We start from the raw sequence: 15,919 nt of genomic DNA on the forward strand, positions 1-15,919 counted from the left end.
AATAAGGATTCGATCAACAGTAGCCAAACAAAAATATTGCTTTACAAATATCCCCCCCTTTCAAAAGCGCAATGACCACAACTCTCAATATCCATTTTCATGGAAAGAAAACTTAATTTTTAAGAAAACTATCAATCACCGAAGAGAAACCTTCTACTGACATGATACCTTCATACTTATTACCATTGATAAAGAATGTAGGTGTTGCTTTAACACCAAGCTCTTTACCACGCTCAAAAGAAGCATTCACTTCGTTCAAAATGGTTTGATTTTTTTAGACAAGAAGTAAAGCTCTCCTCGGTAAAACCTGCCATTAAGCTAATTTTTTTCAACGGTGTTAGAGCATCTCTCCCCCAAACCCACTCAGACTGTTTTTGAAATAAAACCTCTATTAAAGGAAAATAGCGATCTTCTGGTGCACATCGTGCCAACATAAAACCTGCTGTTGCTCGAGGATCAAAAGCATATTCTCGAAAAATAAGTCTCACCTTTCCCGTTTTAATATATTTTTTACGAATTTGAGGAAGCACATCATTATAAAAACTCGCACAATGGATACAGCTCAATGAAGCATATTCAACAATTGTTACAGGCGCATCCGCCTCTCCTTCAAATCGATCCACCACTTTTGCCGACTGAAGAACCTCAGCCATATCAACAGTTGAAACTGGTTTAGTACCACCTGCTACAGAAGCAGTTGCACTGATTTGTACGGTTGCCATTAAGAGAAAAATTATCCCAAAAGATAAAAAAGAACGATACATGAACATAAATAATACTTTTCTGTTGTTATTAAACGAATAAAAATCCAACTCTCTCTTATATATAAAATATCTTCTTATTTATTATTTTTTTCTGCAAAAATGCAACAGCCAAGTTTATAAAGTGATTGGCGCAAACTTTCATTTTCAACTTCCTTAAGCATTTTTTCTATGTGTTTTTTGTCTTTTTCATTCGGATCTTGCTTTATCAGCAAATGATTTGCTGGAATAGATATAGGTCTTTGCTCAATCTTGATACGATCAATTGCAATATAGCCAAAAAAGACATTAATTCTGTGGATCAATTCCTCTGTTTCATGCATTAATTTTAAGGCAGCAAATGCTTCACATGCCACAACAAGTGTTGCAGGCTGGAAAACTTCATCTTGAATGGTACAATATTTCCAAATAATTTTAAGCGGCATTGTATGTTCACTGATATCATAACCCGCAATTTGTGGCCAATGCTCTATAAGTGCAACGTTAAGCCCTGTCCGTTTACGTAAAACCGGATCAAGCATTGTGGAAACCATCTCGGAAAGAGAATTAAAATGACGTTTTGTAAACTGTTTGCTCATTTTCCTAAATCATTATTCAGCCATATCCTTAATTATAATAGCATTTTTTATCTAAAATCTACTTTCCAAAACACCTTATTATATCAACAAAGCTCAATTATCGCCTGACCAAAGTCTCTATAATAAGGTGGCAAAAATAAACCATGAATTGTAACATAAATGCTTTTTCTTTTGCATTTTATATCTCCCTATGATTGAAAACAATCATGCATGAAATTTCTTCACGCCTCCTCTCTTGGTACGATCAAAAGCACCGACATTTACCATGGCGTATTACCCCTGAAGAACAAGCTCAGGGGATCCGTCCTGATCCCTATCTCGTTTGGCTTTCTGAAATCATGCTTCAGCAAACAACTGTCGAGGCCGTAAAACCTTATTTTCAGAAATTTGTGAAACTGTGGCCCGATCTTTCATCTTTAGCAAAAGCCTCACAAGATGATATCATGAAAGCATGGGCTGGTCTTGGTTATTATTCACGTGCACGCAATCTTAAAAATTGTGCTAGGCAGCTTGTTGAAAACTACGCAGGACAATTTCCGAAATCTGTAAAAGCATTGCGCACCCTATCTGGTATTGGAGATTACAGTGCCGCAGCCATTGCTGCAATTGCTTTTAATCACCCTGTAGCAGTTGTTGATAGTAATGTCGAACGTGTAGTCTCCCGCCTGTTTGCTATCACTTCAATATTGCCAAAAGCAAAAGCTGAAATCAAAGAAAAAACACAAGAAATTACCGCTTTAAATCGCCCTGGCGACTTTGCTCAAGCAATGATGGATCTAGGAGCAACTATTTGTACACCACGTAAACCATCTTGTTACATTTGTCCTCTTCAAACTTTGTGCCAGGCAGAAAAGATGCAAAAAACTGAATCTTTTCCAGTTAAAGCACCTAAAAAAGAACGCCCTGCAAAAACTGGTGTTGCTTTTGTTATACTGAATGAAAATCGACAAATATATCTGGAAAAACGACAAGGCAAAAAGCTTCTCGGTGGAATGACCCAAATTCCTAACAATATCGGAATAAATAATGAAAATGGGCCCCCAAATGCCCCTTTCTCTGCCGACTGGCAATTTAAAGGACAAATTACCCATGTTTTTACCCATTTTTCTCTGAAACTCGATGTTTACTATACCACAACTGTTCACACCATGGATCAGGAAAATGGCTGGTGGTGTGACATTCAGCATCTTGCCGAAGAAGCACTTCCTACTGTTATAAAAAAAGCCATTTCTATAGTGGTTCCCGTTTCCTTTAGACTAAAATAATTCTTACCACTTAAAAAATGAAATTTTTAGTTCAATATGTTATGCTTTACTTTATTAAGAAGCGTTAATTTATAATAATCTATCGTTATGCAATTTTAAGAAAAGCTGCACGGTGAGCTTTTCTCTCTTTTAAGCTATTTCATAATATATCAGAAAAAATCCTCCGCTTGTAGAGCATAAGCAGAATTGAGCTGTATATAAAAATGCTTTACAAAAAAGTAAATATGCCTCTTTATAAATCACCTCAATATAAAAACGTAACATTTAAAAGCTAATAAATATAATGATGCTGTCAGATCGGTTTATACAACACCTGTTTTTAACATCTGTGAACGTATGATCATTCTTAAATTATCTATAGGCTTCAACCTTCCATTTTCTTGATAATACCAGAAGGTCCAACCGTTACAGCTTTGTGAATCTTGAGCTTTTCGCCCCATTGCATGAATAGAACCAGCTTCACCACCATGCATGATCGTACCATCAGCCCTTACAATAGCAGATACTTGCTTTTTGCGATCATAAAGAACTTCTCCAGGATAGAGTAAACCCGCTTCCAACAAACTGTTAAATGCCACACGTGGCTCTGCTTTTTTTCTATCCAAAATTGCCAATTCTGGTTTGTCTAAAGGTTTAACAGCTGCAATCCTCTCACATGCCGCATCAATATAATCTTGTTCGCGTTCAATGCCTACAAAATCACGGCCCAAAAGTTTGGCAACAGCACCTGTTGTTCCCGAACCAAAAAATGGGTCAAGGATGACATCACCAGGCTTACTAGACGCCATAATAATGCGCGCTAATAAAGCTTGTGGCTTTTGTGTTGGATGCAATTTACGCCCTGCTTCATCTTTTAAACGTTCAGCGCCAGTACAGAGAGGAAAAAGCCAATCTGAACGCATTTGCAAATCTTCATTGGCAGCTTTTAAAGCATCATAATTAAAAGTATATTTTTTATCCTTTTGATCTCGCACGGCCCAAATAAGTGTTTCATGAGCATTTTGAAAGCGACGCCCTCGAAAATTAGGCATGGGATTGTTTTTACGCCAAATAATATCATTAAGCATCCAAAAACCTAAATCTTGTAATGCCGTACCAACCCGAAAAATATTATGGTAAGATCCTATAACCCAAATCGTCCCATTGGGTTTTAATACACGACGGCACGCAAGCAACCATGCACGTGTAAAAGCATCATAAGAAGCAAAACTCTCAAATTGATCCCATGCATCATCAACGGCATCAACAAGCGAATGATCTGGACGATATAGTGCACCATCTAATTGCAAATTATAAGGAGGATCCGCAAAAATCACATCAACGGAATGTTTTGGAAGTTTTTCTAGTACTGCAACACAATCTCCTTTGAAAATTTTATTGCGCCATGGCATCTGTGAGGAAGTACGAAGGAAATCTTTTTGAAGATGAATAACTGTCATGAAAAACCCAACAAAATGAACTGAATTTGCCCTATAATCAACCAAAATGGTTTATAGGCCCGCATTACTCGTCCATATTTACAAAATAGAGTAAACGTATCGTTAAACTCCTGCAAAATTGATATTTATTTTTACTCTTTCAAGAAAAGTAATGGAATTTCATGCTGACAAATCCCTATTTTCCTTCCCTTCGCTGCACTGTTCTCATATCTTTTATTTTATCGAATGAATAAGAAGCACTTTCCAAGCATCTTTTTATGAAATAAAGTCTCTCGATGGCATTTTATAAAAATTTTCAAATTTTAAGATAATATATAAAGGAATATCTCATGCCTCAAATAGATCTCATTATTTTTGATTGTGATGGAGTTCTGGTAGATTCTGAATATCTTGCAGCAAAAATTGGATCTCAATTACTGAAACAAACAGGATATGAAATATCTCCTGAAGAATTGAGTAAGCGTTATGCGGGGCTTGTCTTTCGCGATATTCTTAAACAAATTGAAAAGGAAACAGAAAAACCAATTTCTGCTCAACTCATAAAGCAAATGTCAGATCTTTTTCGCGCACAAATAAAAACTGAACTACGTGCTATTGATGGTATAAGAGAAGCGGTAGAAATCATTCAAACGTGCTATCCTTATTGTATCTGCTCTAATGCAAAGAGTATAGATATAAAAGAGATGCTCACTGCTGTTGATCTCTACAATCTTTTTCATGATAAGATATTTTCTGCTCCTGAAGTTGGAACGAAAAAAGCGAAACCAGCCCCTGATGTTTTTCTTTTTGCCGCACAACAATTACATGCAAAACCAGCAAACACTATTGTTATAGAAGATTCACTTCATGGTGTACATGCTGCAACAGCAGCAGGTATGCGTGTCATCGGCTTTACTGGAGGATCACACAGTTATCTCGGTCACTCTCATGTACTTGCAGAGGCTGGTGCTGAAACAGTTATCGCCAAACATGCTCATTTAGGAGAAGTTCTAAAAGCAATGGCAGTATGGCAAGACTTATCATAAAAGCGCCCTTGAATGCCGCTTAATTAATAGACTGTCTCAGTAGATTTTTATCAATATGATTTTACCTTGATTAAAACATTTCTAGAAGAGTTAAGATATAGCCGCATTGACTAAGTATTATAAATAACTCCTGTATATCATTATCATAATTTATGAAAAATTATTTCTAGCCAATTTGCACTCTGCTTATTGTAAATGATAACTATACATCTTGCTTATTCTCTATAAAAAATACGAAATTGATAGAATTAAGAATGAAGCATACTCTTTTTTAGTAATAATGACATAGATAAACAAAAAAATCAGATAACATCTAAATGTAATCTTTGAGAGTAGATAACCTACAACAACCATAGTTATGAATAAAGCTCTACTAACAAAGCTAGTCTTTTATTTAAAGAAGCTATTTGGATTTAAACTTCCCATTTTAAAATCAGAATTTCACAGTTCTTATATCTGTCTCTTAGCAATGTATTAGATAATATAAAAATGACCTATAAATTTTATCTGAAATATTTTGAAATAAAAATTACAAAATATCTTTGAATAATGATAATTAAAATTTATTTATCATATAATGCTATGGTGATTTTAATAAAAAATATGTTGATAATATTTAGCTTTTTAATTCATTTTAATCAAAAGAAATATTTTTAAAATATGAATTACAATAAAAATTTAATGTCTTTATTTTCTTTTACAAACTCATAAATCTATTGGATTTTAAATTAGTATTTTTAATAAATTATATAATGTTTAATACATATCATGTCTTTAATAAAATTTATAAAATACTTATAAAAAATAAAGTTAAACTTATAATTTTTTATATTTTTGTAAACAAAGACACGTAATAAATATATTTTATTATTGACTATAATTCTATAATGTAGTATATAAATACAGATAGTAAAATCTGTAGATGCGTTTTGTGTTTTATTGCGTTATAATAAACAGGCATTCTCAGATGCACTTATCTATTAAAGTAAAAAAATATTTGAGGTAAAGTTATGGTTAAAATATTTAGAAAATATACATTCAGTAGTTTTATAGTAGCTGCTTTTTTTCTTTCACAAATTGTAAATGTTCACGCAAATGACTCAACAAACATTCCTCAAAAAGGCGTTACTGATTGCGTAATGGAACAGGTGAAAGCTACGGCATTCAAAGTATCTGATGCAATGGCTTCGCATCTCCCAGCAATAAGCTATGGAACAACAAATGAAATTGCCACTGAAGGAAAAGTTGAAAAAGTTGTTGAACCAATAATGGCAATGGCCGGAATCGTAGCCGCTAGTTATGGAATAAATATAGTGGCCACAATCACAGGGATGGTACTAGACATCATGGCATTTAGGTCTCTATACTCATGATATTTAGATAGAAACCTTTTCTCCAAAAATCCAAGAGATAACCTCTTTATGTTTTTAATCATTTATTTTAAAAATATATAGTGGAGTTATTTTAAACAACAAATATAGTAAACAGATCCTACTCTCTGTGTTTATTAGAATTGGTAGGTCGCTCTATCAGTTGTTGAGAGTAGAGTGTATTTGAGGTAAATTTATGGTAAAAATATTTAAAAATTACTTAAGTGTTTTTATAGCGAGCACTTTTTTTCTTTCACAGACTGTAAATGTTCATGCAAACTATTTGGAAAACACTACCCCAAAAGAGGAATTTTCTGTTTCTCTAATGGAACAAGTAAAGAATGCAAAATCTGATGCAGTTTCTACAACTGCTTTCTATGCTCCTTCTGTAAGTTACCAAACAGAAAATGGGACAACCTCTGAAGGAAGAGTTGAAAAGGTCGTTGAACCTTTGACCATAGGAGCGGGAGTATTGGTTGCTGGATATGCAATAACTTTTATAATAAGTTGGATAAAAGATATCGTATTGATGTTCAAATAATTCAATGCAGTGTATAACACTGGAATAATAGCTTCATTATGTATATTAATTTATTGCAATTCATTGCATAATGAAGCTCCTCTTACTAAAATATAAATGCTGTAGATTATATCCAAATTATAAATGTCCGCATATATATATTGAATATTATAAAGTATTTGAGGTAAATTATGATTAAATTATTTAAAAATTACGTATTAAGTACTTTTATTACGACTGTGTTTTCTCTTTCACAAATCGCGAATATTCATGCAAACGATTTGAGAAGTGACTCTCAAAAAAAGGAGTTTGTCAATTTTGTAATGGAAAGAAATGAAGAAATCAGTACAGTTTCTTTCCATGTCCCATATTTAAATCATGCAAAAGGAAACAATGCTATTGCTGAAGGAAAAATCGAAAAAGTAATTGAACCCATTACAATAGGGACTTTTGGGATTGGGGTGGCAATTGGATATGCAATAAGTGCGGCAGCTATGCTATTAGGATGGATAATAATGAAAATAAGAACACCTGCCACTTCTTCTCATACAGATCATAATTATTACAATTATCCTAATGTATATCCACATTTTGTGGAAAGTTCTCATTTCTCATGAAGCTCATTTTTACAATTCTGCTCATGTAAATTAATGATCTTTATAGTAAAAAATAGATTATTAAATATACTTTAAAAGTTTAAATTACTCTATAAAAATAGAAACATATGTTAGTTTATTTATATTATCATGTAATTTAAACAACTATATTTATAATATATATTTTTTAATCAAACAATAATTATTTAGGGAGAATAATATGACAAAATTATTTAAAAATAAAGCATTGAATAATTTAATAGTAGCAATTTTAATTTTTTCACAAGTAACAAATGTTCATGCAAATTACTTAAAAAACACCTCAAAAAAAATCGAGATTGCTGATTGTGTAATAGAAAAAAATAAAACAATCGGTACAGTTTCTTTCCATATTCCAGATTTCAATTATGCAACAGAAAATAAAGCTTTTGCTGAAAGAAAAATCGAGAAAGTACTTGAACCCATTACAATAGGAACTTTTGGGATTGGAATGGCAATTGGATATGCAACAAGTGCGGCAGCTATGCTATTAGGGTGGATAATAAGTAAAATAGTAAAGACTTTCAAATAATAATAAATAATTTATATATTTATAAATATCATAAAAATTAAAATAAACATTAAAACATAAATATATTTATAATATATTTGATTTATTCTAAATAATAAAATTATTAGGTGAAATTATGATGAAATTATTTAAAAATAATATACTAAATGTTTTAATAACGACATTTTTCTTTTTTTCACAAATTATAAATGTTCAGGCAAGTCATTTTAAAAATGACTCTCAAAGAGAAAATATTGTTGCTTCTGTAATGGAAAAAAGTGAGAAGAAAGCTGTCAATGTAGCTTCTCTCTTCTCTATACCCAGTTTCACTCATCATGCAAAAAGTGAAGCTACTGCTGAGGGAAAAATTGAAAAGGTATTCGAGCCTATTTCACTGGGACTTTTTTCTACAATGGGAGCTTTAGGTTTTGGATCTTTGACCGGAGTCCTTATGTCCTTATTTAGTGGAATACTAGGATGGGCAATAGCTAAAATTAAAAAGTAGATTATTCAAAAGTTCTTCATTACTTTTTTCTATTTTAAAAGTACTATTTTACAGTCTGCCTCCTATAATTGAGAGGCAGGCTGTTTTTTGTGTTTTCTATGATGAACTTTACTCATTACCAATAATACTGCAGAACGTAAATATAGTCCCTAATTAAGATAAAAATCGATAACTGAGAAAAAATATTACTCTAAATATACACTTACAAACAAAATACCATGAAATTACCTTATAAATCTTTTAATCTACATTCAGATTAGAGCATCTGAGTATTTATTTTAGAGAATTTGATTGTTATTAAAGAATAAGAGCACAAGAAATTGAAAGGTTTTGCGAAAGCTCTTCATGAAAGATCGTCCTATGTATTAATCTTATTATTTGTGAAATTGTATAAATGAATACAGATTGTAAACTTAACTCCATGAATAACAGAGAAGATCCAGCCAATGTGATCGAAATTTCTGTGAGTTTTTAATGTTTATATTTCAAAAAGGAATAGTTAAGACTATTTCTTTTTATTATGGAGTAGGAAGAGGTAAACAAAGTTTCCTTCAATTTAATAATTTAAATATTATTAAAAACATGAAATAAATAACCTCACCGACTTACCAAAAATAAACGAAGGAAAAAATGTATGAAATATATTAGCACGAGAGGTGAGGCTCCTGCTTTAGGCTTTACAGAAACTATCATGACAGGACTGGCTAATGATGGTGGACTTTATCTTCCAGAAAAATTTCCTCAATTATCATTCGATGCATTACGAGCACTCCGTGGTCAATCCTATATAACAATTGCTAAAACACTTCTTTGGCCCTTTGTGAATAATGAAATTGAATACACCGCTTTTGAAAATATGATTGCTGAATCTTACGCAACCTTCCATCATCCAGCAATCTGTCCGTTACTGCAAACTGGAACAAATGAATTTATTCTTGAACTTTTTCACGGTCCTACTTTAGCATTTAAAGATGTTGCAATGCAGTTTCTTTCTCGACTGATGGATTATATTCTGACTAAAAAAAACAAACGCGCAACAATTATTGCTGCCACATCAGGTGATACAGGTGGTGCTGCAATACAAGCTTTTGCTGGAAGAGAATATTCCGACGTTTTTATTTTATTTCCTAAAGGACGCGTATCACCCGTTCAACAAAAACAAATGACAACCCATAAAAATGCAAATGTTCATGCTATCGCCATTGACGGAAATTTTGATGATTGCCAAGCACTTGTTAAAGCAATGTTTAATGATCATAATTTTCGTCAAAAAAAAGCGCTTTCAGGAGTTAATTCGATAAATTGGGCGCGTATTATGGCGCAAATCGTTTATTATTTTTCATCTGCACTTTCTCTAGGGGCCCCCGATCGGGCTGTTTCATTTACTGTTCCTACTGGAAACTTCGGTGATATTTTTGCAGGTTATGTTGCAGCGCGTATGGGATTACCCATCGCTAAACTGGTCATTGCAACAAACGATAATGACATCCTCGTACGCACATTGAAAAACGGTACTTATGAAACACAACCTATAACCCACACAACATCACCTTCTATGGATATTCAAATCTCTTCTAACTTTGAACGCTTGCTGTTTGAAAGTGGTAATCGCGATCCATTGTGGATTTGCAACGCAATGGAAAACTTGAAAAAAACAGGATATTTTAATCTTAACGAAAAACAGCTCAAAAATATATCCTCTCTCTTTTCTGCTGGGAAAAGTAGTATAGCCGAGACAGCACAAACAATTGACAGCGTTTATAAAGAAAGCGGCTACCTCGCTGATCCACATACCGCTGTTGCGCTTAAAGTAGCGCGCGAAAACAAACAACCACACATTCCAATGATTGTTCTTGCTACTGCTCATCCTGCTAAATTCCCTGATGCCATCAAAAGTGCCTGTGGAATTAATCCCCAATGGCCTTCTCGTCTCAACGATTTAATGGAACGCAAAGAGCATTTCATAGGTCTTGCTAATGATGAAAAAATAGTCAAAGATTACATTTCTTTAAAATCACGTGCATATTATTGAATTTAGTTGCATTAATTTAAATCAGCAATATTCCAATACCCTTAGAAATGGGGTATTTGGCCTGTTTAATGGAGTCGTAAACAACATGGGTGTAGATATCAGTCGCCTTAGTAATGGTTTGACTATCGCCACACATACAATGCAACATATTGACAGTGTAGCACTCGGGATATGGATTAAAGTTGGCTCACGCAATGAAAACTTCACGCAACATGGTATCGCCCATCTTCTTGAACATATGGCTTTTAAAGGAACAGAAAATCGTACAGCCTTTCAAATTGCAACAGATATTGAAGATGTTGGTGGTGAAATCAATGCTACCACCAGTACTGAAACAACAGCCTATTTTGCTCGTGTGCTCAAAGATGATATTCCGCTTGCCATTGATATTTTGGCCGATATTTTGATGTACTCAAAATTTGACGAAGAGGAATTAGAACGAGAAAAGCAAGTCATTCTTCAAGAAATCGGTGCCGCTCATGATGTTCCTGATGATATTGTTTTTGATCACTTTACTGAAACAGCTTTTCGTCATCAATCGCTTGGCCGCTCAATTTTAGGAACACCTAAAACAGTTCAATCCTTTACATCTGCTGACCTTCATAATTTTATGAATAAACAATACAGTGCAGACCGTATGATCATCGTGGCAGCAGGAGCAGTACAGCACAAAAGCTTCTTGCGAGAAGTTGAAAGCCGTCTTAGCATTTTTCGCCCCCATTCAACTGCACCCCTCACCAACCTTGCAAATTATGTTGGAGGTGATTTTCGTGAATATCGCGATTTAATGGATACACAAATTGTTCTAGGTTTTGAAGGACGTGCTTATCATGCACGTGACTTTTATGCTGCCCAAATTCTTTCCATTATTCTTGGCGGGGGCATGTCATCACGCCTCTTTCAAGAGGTGCGAGAAAAACGTGGATTATGCTATTCTATTTATGCTTTTCATTGGGGTTTGTCAGATATCGGACTCTTTGGCATTCATGCCGCTACTGGACAAAAAGGACAAAAAGAACTACTCCCTGTGATTCTTGATGAGCTCTCTAAGATAAGCAAAAACATTCATGCCAATGAACTTCAACGAGCAAAAACGCAATATCGTGCTAACCTTACAATATCGCGGGAAAATCCATGTAGTCAAGCACATCTCATTGCCCGCCAGATGCTCCTTTACGGTCGACCAATTCCCATATCAGAAACAATTGAACGTTTAGAACTCATTACTCCTGCGAGATTAACGGATTTAGCACGTCGCCTTTTTATCAATTCTACTCCAACATTAGCTGCTGTTGGCCCTGTTGGCTGCCTCATGAATTTTGATGATTTAACATCAATTCTTGCATACAAAATGAAGCAAGCTTAAAAAAATTACCAAAAAAGTTCTTATTACTAAATAAGTTTGGGGAATATTTATCAAATAGCTCGAGAAAACTACCCAACTCCAACTTCATATGATAGAGTATCTAATGAGCAAAGATCTATCTATGAAATCTGCAAACTCATAGTTTGATTTTGCCTTACAAAAATGTAATTTTCTATTAGCTTTAAACTTCATTGAAGCAATTTTAGAAGAATTCATTTTTGTATAAAATAGTATAACTTTTCAAAAAAAATAATAACCGCTTATTATGTAGCGGAAATTATAAAAGGTGGACGTTTTTTCTCAAAAATCTAAATTAAAATTAAACATTCTAAAATGCTGAGAGTGGGACATTGTGAAAAGTTTGCGTAAAATCATTGAAATTATCTTCATTGTAATCATCAGTTCTTTTGTTCAACTTACGTCAGCACAAGCAATTGAGCCCGTTAAAATTTCTTCTCAAGATGCAGCTCTTGATCTTTCAAAAGCAATCAAAATTTACCATACAAACAGCTCTATCTTTCAAACAAGTACAGCTCCAGGACAAGATGGTATTGTATGGCGTATTGAAGTGCAGGCAAAAAGTGAAAATTTTTCCGGAAACTGGGCTGTATTTTCTCTTGCAAACCCAACAGATGAACAAATTGACCGTCTTATTGTTGCTCCACATTATCGCATGGCCTATTCAAGCTTTCTTTGGCCAGATCTTGGATCAGCGCGAATTCAATCCATCACTCCAAGTGAAGGTTTTTCTCTCGATCGTCAGCCTAGTGCAAACTCTGATATCTTTCGTATTACACTGAATCCTGGCGCTGTTGTTACGTTTGTTGCCGAACTTAACTCTGCAAATCTGCCACAAATCTATTTATGGCAGCCTGACGCCTATAAGGATGCAATTAATTCTTATACGCTGTATCATGGGATTCTTCTTGGTATATCAGGTCTTTTAGCACTCTTATTAACTGTTCTTTTTGTTGTTCGTGGAACAGGGCTCTTCCCTGCAACAGCTGCTGTCGCGTGGGCAGTACTCTTTTATATTGGCATCGATTTTAACTTTTTAAATAAATTCTTTGCAGTAACGCTCACAACACAACCAATCTGGCGTGCTGGTACAGAAGTTGCACTTACTGCTACACTCTTCATTTTTCTTTTTACCTATCTATGCCTTAACCGCTGGCATTATCATTTTAGTTATGGTGCTATTGTATGGATCATTGCTTTTTGTGGTCTTGGAGCATTTGCTATTTATGATCCAACCAGAGCTGCTGGCATCGCCCGCCTCTCATTTGGCCTCACTGCCATGCTTGGTATCATTTTAATCAGCTACTTTTCACTCCGAAGCTATGACCGCGCCATCATGCTTATCCCAACATGGTTGCTCATTAGTTTTTGGTGCGTTGGGGCTTATGCCTGCATAGCGGGTTATTTAAACAATGACATTATCCAGCCAGCATTAGCAGGGGGATTAGTGCTTATTGTTCTTCTTATAAGTTTTACTGTTATGCAACAAACTTTTTCTCACGATGCTTTTCATGAAGGAATATTTTCTGACCTTGAACAACAAGTACTTGCCGCAAAGGGAGCTGGAAATATTATTTGGGATTGGAATGTTGAGCGTGATCGCATTGTTGTACATCCCAACATGGCAACCCTTTTTGGCACGGAATCCCATAAACTCAATGGTTCTATGCGCAACTGGATTTCAGCCTTGCACCATGATGATCGTGAACGCTTTCAAGCCATATTAGATATCATTCTTAAAAATAAAAAGGACGTATTGATCAAATTTTTCGACTGTCTTCTGGTGGTGGATATTATCATTGGTTTTCTCTTCGTGCACGCCCTGCTATGCAAAAAGATGGAAAAATTACACGCGTCATTGGCACTATTGTCAATATTACTAATCATAAAAAATCCGAAGAACGCTTATTAGATGATGCCATCCACGACAGTTTAACAGGTCTGCCTAACCAACAAATTTTCTTCGATAGACTCCAAAACTATACCTCTTTGGCTAAAGCAAATATTAAAATTAGACCAACTGTTTTTATGATTGACTTCGATAATTTCCGTCAAATTAACCGCAAATTAGGCATAGCTGTTGGCGATACTGTACTGCTCATCATAGCACGTCGTTTAAGCCGTCTTATTAATTTTCAAGATACATTATCACGTCTTTCTGCAGACCGCTTTGCAATCATTTTACTCAGTGAAACAGAACCACAGAAAATTGCTGCATTTGCAGATCATCTGCATAAAACAATCTCAGCACCTATTTCACTTATAGAACAACAAATAACACTTTCAACATCAATCGGATTGGTTACATGGAGCGGAAATAGATCGACAGCTAAAGATATTCTAAATGATAGCGAACTAGCAATGATCCGTGCAAAACAAATGGGTGGCAACCACATTGAACCTTTTCGTCCTAATTTTCGGACCTTAGGTATTGAACATAATACAATGGCGAAAGATATTCATTACGCCATAAAACGCAATGAAATTAAAATCCTCTATCATCCCATTCTGAATTTGTCAGATGGACACATTATTGGTTTTGAAACAATTGTAGAATGGCATCATCCAAATTATGGGAATCTCAATGTCTCTGATTTTATCAAGATCATAGAAAATGAACAAATCGTTATGGATTTAGCGCAATTTATCATTGATAATGTTGTTATCGATCTTACAAATGTGCAAGAAAAATTTTCTCAAAAATCTTTCTTTATTTCCATCAATTTACCAAGCACCGAAATGGTGCATCCTCGCTTTATTAGTCAATTGCGTTCTGCTTTGCTTCGCTACCCACTTAAAAAAGGAAGCTTGATGATAGAAATATCCGAGTTTGTCTTAAGAAAAAATCCTGAACAATCAGCACATTTTTTTGAACAAATTAAAGCTCTTGGAATGAATCTTGCACTCGACAACTTTGGAACAGGTTATTCATCACTTACTTATCTCGTGCGTTATCCATTCGACATGGTTAAATTAGATCGTTCACTTATCTCAATCGACTCTCCTAAGAAAAAGCTCGTGCTCAAATCTATTATTAACATGGCAACAGATCTTAATTTACAAATCATCGCAGAAGGCGTCGAAAATGAAAAAGAAGCTCTTTTCCTCCGTCAAGAAGGCTGTAAATATGTTCAAAGTACACTCGTTACAAAGCCAATCGCCATTGAAGAATTAATCTCCCTCGTTCAAACGCATTTTCCTTATACAATTCAACATAATGGATAGAGCATTATACTAAATAAATAAGACGTTTCACGCATGTCCCATTTCAGAAGCGAGATAGGCTGGATTTATCCCCATACGAACCAAGCTTTCATCGTATTTGCGGCTTAAATCACTTTCAAAAAGAAAACTGGGAGAGGTAGGGCTAATGAGCCAACCATTTGTAGAGATTTCTGCCTCAAGCTGCCCAGCTTTCCAGCCTGCATAACCCAAGGCTATGAGGGCATGTTGAGGGCCTTGATCACAACTGATTGCTTTTAATATATCAATCGTTGCAGTGAAACAGATTTTATCCGCAATAGAAACTGTTTCTTCACAAGTATAATCATCAGAATGCAGCACAAAACCGCGTGAAGGATCAACTGGTCCACCATAACGTACGGGAAACTTTTTTATTGGTTCAGTAAGACATTTTTTTTGACCACTGTTTATGACTCCAAGATGAAGTAAGAGTTCTGGAAAATCAATATGGTGCAATTGGTTAAGAATAATTCCCATAGCGCCGGCATCAGAATGCGAACAAACATAAATAACAGAACGAATAAAGCGTTTGTCATTCATCCCTGGCATTGCTATGAGTAATTGACCACCTAAAAAGCTATTACATTGCTTCATCAATCTGTTATTCTCCATAATTTACATGATAAAATTCACTTTAGTTAGTACGACAGG

12 protein-coding genes and 2 pseudogenes are annotated in these 15,919 nt (G+C 34.7%); 10 read left to right on the top strand and 4 right to left on the bottom strand.

All coding sequences use genetic code 11. The features are described 5' to 3' along the window. Positions 1–112: 112 nt before the first annotated feature. A pseudogene (locus BN202_RS06195) lies at positions 113–770 on the bottom strand (DsbA family protein). 68 nt (positions 771–838) lie between these two features. Then, positions 839–1,339 carry a DUF721 domain-containing protein gene (locus BN202_RS06200; protein WP_019219751.1) on the bottom strand — a complete coding sequence of 167 codons (501 nt, stop codon included), beginning with the start codon at positions 1,337–1,339 and terminating at the stop codon, positions 839–841. 206 nt (positions 1,340–1,545) lie between these two features. Between BN202_RS06200 and mutY the strand changes: the two genes are divergently transcribed. Then, positions 1,546–2,604, top strand: coding sequence for an A/G-specific adenine glycosylase (mutY, locus tag BN202_RS06205; protein WP_019219752.1), 1,059 nt, complete (start codon positions 1,546–1,548; stop codon positions 2,602–2,604). 302 nt (positions 2,605–2,906) lie between these two features. Here the strand turns inward: mutY and BN202_RS06210 are convergent, their stop codons facing one another. Further along, positions 2,907–3,995 (bottom strand): site-specific DNA-methyltransferase, encoded by a 1,089-nt coding sequence (locus tag BN202_RS06210; RefSeq protein ID WP_425277563.1) that lies wholly within the window; start codon positions 3,993–3,995, stop codon positions 2,907–2,909. Positions 3,996–4,372: 377 nt separating this feature from the next. On the opposite strand from BN202_RS06210, the gene BN202_RS06215 reads away from it, so the two are divergent. From BN202_RS06215 to BN202_RS06255, 9 genes and pseudogenes are all read left to right on the top strand, one after another. Further along, positions 4,373–5,068 (top strand): HAD family hydrolase, encoded by a 696-nt coding sequence (locus BN202_RS06215; RefSeq protein ID WP_019219754.1) that lies wholly within the window; start codon positions 4,373–4,375, stop codon positions 5,066–5,068. A gap of 1,010 nt (positions 5,069–6,078) precedes the next feature. Further along, a complete protein-coding gene (locus BN202_RS06220) occupies positions 6,079–6,441 on the top strand; it encodes a hypothetical protein (RefSeq protein WP_019219755.1) in 363 nt (120 codons plus the stop codon). 193 nt (positions 6,442–6,634) lie between these two features. Beyond that, positions 6,635–6,979 (top strand): hypothetical protein, encoded by a 345-nt coding sequence (locus tag BN202_RS06225; RefSeq protein WP_019219756.1) that lies wholly within the window; start codon positions 6,635–6,637, stop codon positions 6,977–6,979. 170 nt (positions 6,980–7,149) lie between these two features. Beyond that, complete coding sequence (locus tag BN202_RS06230; RefSeq protein WP_019219757.1) at positions 7,150–7,575, top strand: hypothetical protein; 426 nt, start codon at positions 7,150–7,152, stop codon at positions 7,573–7,575. A gap of 199 nt (positions 7,576–7,774) precedes the next feature. Next, positions 7,775–8,125: a hypothetical protein gene (locus BN202_RS06235; protein ID WP_019219758.1), complete on the top strand. Its 351-nt coding sequence runs from the start codon at positions 7,775–7,777 to the stop codon at positions 8,123–8,125. A gap of 115 nt (positions 8,126–8,240) precedes the next feature. Next, the gene (locus BN202_RS06240; RefSeq protein ID WP_034987619.1) at positions 8,241–8,609 is read left to right on the top strand and encodes a hypothetical protein; all 369 of its coding nucleotides are present in this window, start codon (positions 8,241–8,243) and stop codon (positions 8,607–8,609) included. A gap of 634 nt (positions 8,610–9,243) precedes the next feature. Further along, on the top strand, positions 9,244–10,641 hold the full coding sequence (gene thrC, locus BN202_RS06245) for a threonine synthase (RefSeq protein WP_019219760.1): 1,398 nt from the start codon (positions 9,244–9,246) through the stop codon (positions 10,639–10,641). A gap of 85 nt (positions 10,642–10,726) precedes the next feature. Next, positions 10,727–12,007: a M16 family metallopeptidase gene (locus BN202_RS06250; protein WP_019219761.1), complete on the top strand. Its 1,281-nt coding sequence runs from the start codon at positions 10,727–10,729 to the stop codon at positions 12,005–12,007. A 352-nt stretch (positions 12,008–12,359) separates the two neighbouring features. Continuing rightward, positions 12,360–15,250 (top strand): annotated as a pseudogene (locus BN202_RS06255) (EAL domain-containing protein). A 27-nt stretch (positions 15,251–15,277) separates the two neighbouring features. On the opposite strand, the gene BN202_RS06260 reads toward BN202_RS06255, so the two are convergent. Further along, on the bottom strand, positions 15,278–15,862 hold the full coding sequence (locus BN202_RS06260) for a YqgE/AlgH family protein (RefSeq protein ID WP_019219762.1): 585 nt from the start codon (positions 15,860–15,862) through the stop codon (positions 15,278–15,280). Positions 15,863–15,919 lie beyond the last annotated feature (57 nt).

It is taken from the genome of Bartonella florencae, assembly GCF_000312525.1.
GTDB lineage: Bacteria > Pseudomonadota > Alphaproteobacteria > Rhizobiales > Rhizobiaceae > Bartonella > Bartonella florencae.